The 6,253-nt window shown below is 47.7% G+C and carries 4 protein-coding genes and 1 tRNA gene; 3 read left to right on the top strand and 2 right to left on the bottom strand.

The features are described 5' to 3' along the window. Positions 1–2,674: vWA domain-containing protein (locus tag Q2J39_RS10355; RefSeq protein ID WP_288340606.1), on the bottom strand; the 2,674-nt coding region annotated here is incomplete at its 3' end. 438 nt (positions 2,675–3,112) lie between these two features. Here Q2J39_RS10355 and Q2J39_RS10360 point away from each other — a divergent pair. The 3 genes from Q2J39_RS10360 (at position 3,113) to Q2J39_RS10370 (ending at position 5,778) form a co-directional block, all read left to right on the top strand. Next, complete coding sequence (locus Q2J39_RS10360; protein WP_230266770.1) at positions 3,113–3,313, top strand: hypothetical protein; 201 nt, start codon at positions 3,113–3,115, stop codon at positions 3,311–3,313. Positions 3,314–3,487: 174 nt separating this feature from the next. Next, positions 3,488–3,577: transfer RNA gene (locus Q2J39_RS10365), tRNA-Ser, on the top strand. A gap of 413 nt (positions 3,578–3,990) precedes the next feature. Continuing rightward, positions 3,991–5,778: a DUF6020 family protein gene (locus Q2J39_RS10370; protein WP_288340605.1), complete on the top strand. Its 1,788-nt coding sequence runs from the start codon at positions 3,991–3,993 to the stop codon at positions 5,776–5,778. Positions 5,779–5,861: 83 nt separating this feature from the next. On the opposite strand, the gene Q2J39_RS10375 is transcribed toward Q2J39_RS10370, so the two are convergent. After that, positions 5,862–6,125: a DUF1653 domain-containing protein gene (locus Q2J39_RS10375; RefSeq protein WP_230266772.1), complete on the bottom strand. Its 264-nt coding sequence runs from the start codon at positions 6,123–6,125 to the stop codon at positions 5,862–5,864. Between the last annotated feature and the right edge of the window lie 128 nt (positions 6,126–6,253).

A 6,253-nucleotide genomic window follows, 5' to 3' on the forward strand; every position in this document is an offset into this window, starting at 1 on the left:
CTAGAAAGGCAAGGCACTGCTCACTTGTGAAGCTTAAGTGAACAGCATTGGAAAATTTGAAGCTGACGGTGACATTGGGGTCGGTCATCACCTTAAGACCCTTAAGCACAAACGGTGTTTCATATCCGAACACAAGATTGATGACCTTTTCCGGATTCGTACCCAGCGAATAATTTTTATGGTTAAACGTAAAAGCGCATCGGTTGCAGAGGGCTTCTGGATTTTCCCAGCGAATGTTCCCGCCTTTAACCGCGGTGAACTGCAGGCTGAGTTCAGAAATAATTCCGTTTGTATTTCCTAATTCGAAATTCAGCGTTGCACTCTCGGGTTTAAACGGATTAATCCGGTCGCTGAAGGACAGTTCGTAATCCTGCCGCGGACGGCCTCTTCCCTCCAGTCCCATCCTGATTCCGCGCCGATCCAGATAATGGCCTTTGGCGCTGACATATGTACCCCGTTTAAAACGCGGTTTGGTAATAAATTTATAGACAAGGAACAGGGTAAGAAGCGATGCCAGAACAATCAGGATGAATTTCAGTAAATACGCCCACAGAGAAAGCGGCATGATGCTGATCGCATCTTCTGTCTGGCCTTCTTCCTGCTGTCCGCTGGCCAGCGTAATGTCCAGGTCCACGTTCAGATCCAGGTCGTTGGGAAGGACGCTGGTTGCTGCGGGTCCGCCCAGATAGAAGCGGTAACACGATGGCTGCTCATCTTTGACTACATCAAATTCCAGCGACTGGAAGCAGACCCACCGAATGAGCTGATCGAGAAAATTCGGGGCGTGCTGGCTGGCTGTAAACGTAAAGCTGCTTACGCCTCTTTCCCATTCGTCTTCATTAAGATCTCTCAGTGAGCCGTCCTCTTCTTCGACCTGCACTTTGGCGAGAATATAGGCTTCGCTTCCCGAGCCTCTCTGGTTCGGATCGAACATGTAGGTTCGTTCGCCTTTTTTATACGTCTCCTCAGGATTCTGAAGCGTAATCATCAGATTCAGCGGCTCTGGTGCGACATAGCGAATTTCCACGTTGCCTTCCCCCGCCTGCTGATAGCTGCCGTTATCGCGGGTGACTTTGAGGACAAGATTCTGAGTTGTCGATGTAATGCCCGATCCCTTCTGATCGGTCGCATAAGAAGGCGTCAGATTTACGACGCCGTCCTGGTCGCTCATTGAGATCTCCCAGTTCACCCCTTCGGTACCGGTGACTTCGAATGAGTAGGAATCAAAGGTATCCTTATTGATTCGGGTTCCATCCGGTGCCGAGATCGAAGCCTGCACAGGCTGCTCTCCGCTCAGTGTTCCCGGGTTGATATCGTATCCAGCCGGCTGCGAAAAGAGGACGGAGATCGGTGCGTCTTTTACATCCAGTTTTGCCGATTCTCCCGTCATGTTGATATTTCCCGGAAGCCGGGCGACCGACTGAAGAGTGGCTTTGCCTGGTGCTAAATTCAGTTTTTCTCCGTTGGTGTACGTGACTGTGTTTCCGTCTTCATCCGTTACGGTCAGCGCAAATTCCGAACCTTTAAGAAGTTCCGACTGAGAAGGGTCAATCGGTGTTCCCGTAAGCGGGTCAAAGATCTGAATAACGACTGTACTTTCTCCGCCAGGAATGGATATGCCGTCCTGAATTTCTGTATCGGTAGTTACTTCGGATCCGCTGCGCAGAATCGTCCGGAATTCAATTCCGGGTTCTACATACACATCCACGTCATCGGACGTACTTTCGAATGTGTACTTTCCCGAAGAGAAAGGCTTCTTTGGATCCTTGGCTTCATACGTCACCACTTTGCCGTTCAGATTTGGAGCAATGGCACAACCCGAATTGCATTCCGGCTGCGGAGTCTTATCGTTTACCGAAACCTCTACAGAGAAAGGCTTGGCCGGTACATCTTCGCCGTTGATTTTTGCGTTCGTTACTTCTGTCTGCTTGCCCTGAGCAAAAACGATGAATTTTGAAATGGGTACGTCCGCCTGAAAGGAATAGGAGGAATCTCCCTGAAGCGTGACTTTCTGCAGGGAAAATACCTTCTGGGCAATTTCTGTCAGAGCACCCAGAATCGAACTCGTATCAATGTAGTACGCTTCGTAGCCGTCGTGACTCAGACTGATCTCCTCCGCATAGGACCCGATTCCCACATAGATCATATTGATGCCGTTCACGCCCGCATATTTCTGGAAATCGGATCGAATCTCCTCATTGCTCAGTTCGGTTGTATCGTTGAAAAACGCACCGTCTGTCAAAATGACAAGCCATTTCTGCTGAGCTGTGGACTGTTTGAGGTTTTCGCCCGCGGCATCGACGGCCTGGATCGGCGTGCCGGATGTATCCTTCATGTCATTGATCCGTTTGACACGATCGGCTGGATCTTCCGTTCCCTTTAAAGTAAAGAAGTCATTTTTCGAATCGTTATCTTCGGCTTTGCTCATCGGAAAAACGTTCAGTGTATCTTCTTCACCCATAAAGGCTGAAAAAACTTCCATTGCATATTTCGCCTGAGACCAGCTGTCCATCCGGGAATTGCTCATACTGCCGGAATCGTCGTAGACAACGTTGATCTGCGTCGTATCCTTGCTGGTTTCCATCGCGGAAATCGGTGCGGTCCAGATGGACCCGAACACTGTGAAAGCAGCCAGCATTGAAGCGAATACTTTTTCCATTTTTTTAATGAACATAGCTTTTCTTCCTTTCCATGAATGAAAACTTGCAGTTTAAGCCGACCTGAAAACCGATTTGCAGACTTGAGAAGGCTTGCCAGAAAACGTATCTGCACTCATCGTGCGAAAAGAAGTCGATTTTCAGGCATGAAATCCGCTGGGTCCAAAAGCGGGCGCTGAGCAGTCGAACAATCGTAATTGTGCGTATTCAGCAAATAAAGGCGATTATTTTTGTTTCGTTTGAATATATCAATCTAACCGTTGCGTAAAAATATAGCTGTCCTACAAATTATAATCGGGTTCACAAGGGCTTTGCCCGCCCATTTGCAGAATTGACAAACTGTGTGCAAATTAGAGCAAATTGTCGGAAGAATTGTCGAATTCATGTGAAATAATTTCGGCCTTTTTCCTGACTCCATCAAATCCTTCAATGCGCACAAAGGAGGGCATGACTGGATGGAGATGGACAGTATCCATATTTATTCTGTTTTCATTTCTGTCGATTTCGATCCCGGGTTACTTGCCTCTTCTGTCGGAAACATCCAGGCAGCGTTTGCTTTTCATCCCCTCCTTTTTCTTCCAGTCCGCCTTTTTCCTGAACAATCGAATTTTACCGAACCGAATTGGCTGCCCGGACGAGGGGGAGAATTTTCATAAAGCGCGAGGACGAAACAGATACGAAACAGGATCGAAAGAAGATCCGAAAGAAGAAAACGGGATTCTGCCTTTTTCGGCCCCTCGAAAATGTATTAGATGATCCTAACTGTTTTTCAATTTCCTGTTTGACTTTGTCGAGAGGGCTTTGGTAATATAAACGAGCGTTAAGCGAACGGAGTCGTGTCCGAGCGGTTTAAGGTGCAGTCTTGGAAAGGCTGTGTAGGCGAAAGCTTACCCAGGGTTCGAATCCCTGCGACTCCGCCATTGAAAACAATCCGAACCGGGATTTCTTAAAGAAATTCCGGTTCGTTTTTTTATGGTTTTCCCTTTTTCCTGTCTGACATTTTTTCTTTGTCTGTATGATTTTCATGGATTCAGTCCTGTCCAAAGGAAACGTCCTGGAGTCTACATTGAATTTGACCGGCTTCTTCTCCTTCCGTACCATATTATTCTGTAAAAGAAACTCCGGATTATTCTGTAAAAGAAACACCGGCTTTTTTCTGGATTCAACAGAACTCACGAAGTCTTTTTCTCTATTACCGGCTGAAAATCGGACTCGATTTCTCCGATCTCTTTTTAAAATGATCCCTTTAAAGCATTTCTAAAGCGTTTCTTCACTCGATAACGGTTCATTCCCGCTTTGCGGATGCTTCTCATCCCGACTGGAGGATTCTACGATGAGCAAATCCATGCGCGGACTGTGGATCTGGACATCTCTGTTCTTTTCCCTGTTTGCTTCCTGGCCAAAACTGATGGAGTACGGATTATCTCCGTTTTTTAAATCCTATGTTTTATGGCTTCTTTTTTATAGCCTTCTTTTTCTGGCTATTGCCTTTCTCTTTACCGTCCTGAACAGAAAGTTCAATCTGCGCTCGAGGCGATCCCTTCTGGTTCATTCATCCACAACAAAAAAACAGGAACGCTTTCTGTTCTGGAGCGTCCTGCTGCTGATGATTGTGACCTGGATGCCGGCGTTCCTGGCGTTTTTCCCAGGAACCTTTGGCGCGGATGCCCCGATCCAGCTGGCGATGTATAACGGCGATCTGCCGTTCACGACGCATCATCCGTGGCTGCATACCCTTCTGCTTGGCTCCCTGCTCCGACTCGGAAACATTCTCTTTCACAACCCGAACGCAGGGACCGGTATTTACATTTTTTTCTTTCAGATCGTGTTCTGCGCCTATGCGATCGCCAAAGCGATGCTGTATCTCTATCGAAAAGGCCTCAACGCCTGGATTCTGATCACGACTTCCTTTTTTATGGCCGTCTCGCCTTTCTCGCAGATGCTCGTGTGCTATACGACCAAGGATATAATGTTCGCTCCGGCTCTCCTTTTATTTATTGTTTCGATCTGCTCGCTTCTCTTCCCGCCAAAGCCCCCCGAAAGCGCCAGAGCCGATCTTTCCTCACCTGCAGAAAATCCAAAGGCTGTTCGGGAGAAAGACAGATCTGCAGCGTCGTCTTCCCTTCTGAAAAAGACAGCCGAGATTATCGGCTGGGGCGTTCTCATGTGTCTTTTGCGCAATCAGGGGTTATACCTGGCCATACTCGGTCTGATCCTTCTCTTCTTTGTCTATCTAAAAGACAGAAAGAAGCGCATTGTTCAGCTTTTTATGATTTCTCAGGTTTCCATACTTGTTTTGGGCTGGCTGCTTACTTCCCTTGTCCCTTCCATTGCCGGCATCAAGATTAACAATCCCCGGGAAATGCTTGCTCTGCCAATTCATCAGCTTGCCTTTGAACTGAACCGCAACGATCAGATCGAAGAGAAGTTCATTTCCAAAGAAGACGAGGCGCTCGCCTACAGCTATTTCGATGACTTTACGCCCGATCAGCTGGATCCGTTCAGTGCAGACAGTTCCAAGGATCTTTTTTACAACGAAAAGTTCTCCGAAAATCCGGGACAGTTTATTTCCCTGTATTTGCGGGTAATGACAACAGACTGGCGCGGCGCGATTCAGGCAGCCGCCTATCTGACCGCTCCCTATTTCGATATGCGCTATGGAGAGTACAATGCGCTCTCTGTTATGACGAGCTACGAAGACTACGCGGATAAGCAGCATATCGCTTCCTATTCTCTGCTTCCCGGCTACCGCGACAAACTGCGCGGCATTGCAATGCAGTCGGCCACCTTTGACAACTGTCCGCTGTGGCTGCGTTTCTTTGATCCCGGCATTACCCTTTATCTGGTGATCTTCCTTCTTGGCTATGCTATTTTCTTCCGAAGCAAGTTTGCGGCAACCGCGTGCCTCTATACCGTTCTGTATATTCTGACCATGCTGCTTGGGCCTGTTTCCCTGCTGCGCTATTCCTTTATCTATACGTATCAGTGGCCGTTCCTTCTTGGCGTTCTGCTTTTGAGCGCTCTGTCCCGCAAGCCAAAAAAGAAAACAGCCCGTATAAAACGGACCGTACGCAAATCGGCTGCCGATCCAGCCGCTGCCGCTTCCAAAGCGGCTATCTAATCTTCTGATTTTTCAAACCCAGTACAGGCATTCCTCAAATAAAAAGGCAGGTGTCGACTTTATCGTCGGTACCTGCCTTTTCATTACGAATGTCTGGCTGTCGACTCCACCTTCTGGAGTTCAAAGCGCCAGGTCTGTTTCATTTCTGGATATTTTTCATGATCCACCGGGGAAGCAAACTCATCCAGTTCGCGTACCCACAGTGAACCGTCTCCATACAGCTGGCGGTAGATCACCATTTCCTTAGCGGAATCCGCGTTTCGGGCAATGGCTTCGACCAGATACAGATCGCCTTTGAAATGACGATAGATTCGGCCAGGGTAAATTGTCTGTTTCTTTGTTTCCATACATGTCACTCCTTAAATCCTGAACTGCCTGATCCAGACATTTACGCTTTTACAGGCAAATTCATTACTTAACTAGAACTTTCCCAATGAGCTTAACTATACAAATCGCTCGTTTTTGAAATTTCATC

The organism is uncultured Allobaculum sp. (assembly GCF_948576815.1).
Taxonomy (GTDB): Bacteria; Bacillota_I; Bacilli_A; order Erysipelotrichales; family Erysipelotrichaceae; genus Allobaculum; species Allobaculum fili.

What these genes read in the sequence shown, in the direction of transcription:
- Q2J39_RS10375 (WP_230266772.1), bottom strand. Translation starts at nt 6,125, where the DNA reads ATGGAAACAAAGAAACAGACAATTTACCCTGGCCGAATCTATCGTCAT.
- Q2J39_RS10370 (WP_288340605.1), top strand. Translation starts at nt 3,991, where the DNA reads ATGAGCAAATCCATGCGCGGACTGTGGATCTGGACATCTCTGTTCTTT.
- Q2J39_RS10360 (WP_230266770.1), top strand. Translation starts at nt 3,113, where the DNA reads ATGGAGATGGACAGTATCCATATTTATTCTGTTTTCATTTCTGTCGAT.